1 protein-coding gene is annotated in these 1,348 nt (G+C 72.3%); it reads right to left on the reverse strand.

Features of this window, described 5'->3' with window-relative positions:
- Positions 1-19: 19 nt before the first annotated feature.
- Positions 20-1,339: a UDP-glucose dehydrogenase family protein gene (locus E2C05_RS31815; protein ID WP_133223595.1), complete on the reverse strand. Its 1,320-nt coding sequence runs from the start codon at positions 1,337-1,339 to the stop codon at positions 20-22.
- Between the last annotated feature and the right edge of the window lie 9 nt (positions 1,340-1,348).

Here is a 1,348-nt window from a genome sequence, read left to right on the forward strand (position 1 = left end):
GCCTGCCACCCGCGGCGGCTCAGGGCCGTCCGATGGAGTGGTAGTGGAAGCCTGCCTCGCGCATGGCCTCGGGGTCGTAGACGTTGCGGAAGTCGAGCAGGACGGGGCCGCGCATGGCGGCGCGCAGCTTCTCGGGCGAGAGGGCGCGGAACTCGTTCCACTCGGTCAGCAGCACCAGCGCATCGGCGCCCTGCGCCGCGTCGAGCGGCCCCTGGGCATAGTGCACCGCCCCCGGCAGCAGCGGCTTCGCATGCCCCATGCCGGCCGGGTCGAAGGCCCGCACCGTGGCCCCGGCCTCGACCAGCTTCGGCACCACCACCAGGCTGGCGGCGTCGCGCATGTCGTCCGTCTCGGGCTTGAAGGTCAGCCCCAGCACCGCCACCACCTTGCCCGAGAGACTCCCGCCGCAGGCCGCCGCCACCCGGTCCGCCAGCGCAGCCTTGCGCGCCTCGTTCACCGCGATGGTGGTCTCCACCAGGCGCACCGGCGCGCCATGGTCCTGCGCGGTCCGCGCCAGGGCCAGCGTGTCCTTCGGGAAGCAGGACCCGCCATAGCCCGGGCCGGGGTGGAGGAACTTGCGCCCGATCCGCCCGTCGAGGCCCATGCCGCGGGAGACGTCGTGCACATCGGCGCCCACCTTCTCGCAGAGATCGGCGATCTCGTTGATGAAGGTGATCTTGGTCGCCAGGAAGGCATTGGCGGCGTACTTGATCAGCTCCGCCGTCTCGATCCGCGTCGCCAGGATCGGCACCTCGATCAGGTTCAGCGGCCGGTACAGCCGCCGCAGCACCGTCATCGCCCAGGCGCCGCCCTCCCCCGCCTCGGTGCCGATCACGACGCGGTCGGGCCGCATGAAGTCGCCGATCGCGCTACCCTCGCGCAGGAACTCGGGGTTCGACGCCACCTCGATCGAAAGGTCGGGCCGCACCCGGCGGACGATGTCGCGCACCTGCCGCCCCGTGCCCACCGGCACCGTCGACTTGGTCACCAGCACCAGCCGGCCCTGCGCGGCGCGGGCCACCTGCTCGGCCGCCGCGTAGACATAGGTGAGGTCGGCATGCCCGTCGCCGCGCCGCGACGGCGTGCCGACGGCCAGGAACACCGCCTCCGCCCCGCGCACCGCCTCATCGAGGTCGGTGGTGAAGCTCAGCCGCCCGTCGCGGACATTCTCGGCGACCAGCGCGTCCAGCCCGGGCTCGTAGATCGGGATCCGCCCCGCCCGCAGCGCCTCCACCTTCCCGGCATCGGTGTCCACCACGCAGACATCCACGCCAAACTCGGCAAAGCAGGCACCCGACACCAGGCCGACATACCCGGCCCCTATCATCGCTATGCGCATCGCGGGCGG

The sequence above is a fragment of the Paracraurococcus ruber genome, assembly GCF_004353985.1.
Classification (GTDB): Bacteria; Pseudomonadota; Alphaproteobacteria; order Acetobacterales; family Acetobacteraceae; genus Paracraurococcus; species Paracraurococcus ruber.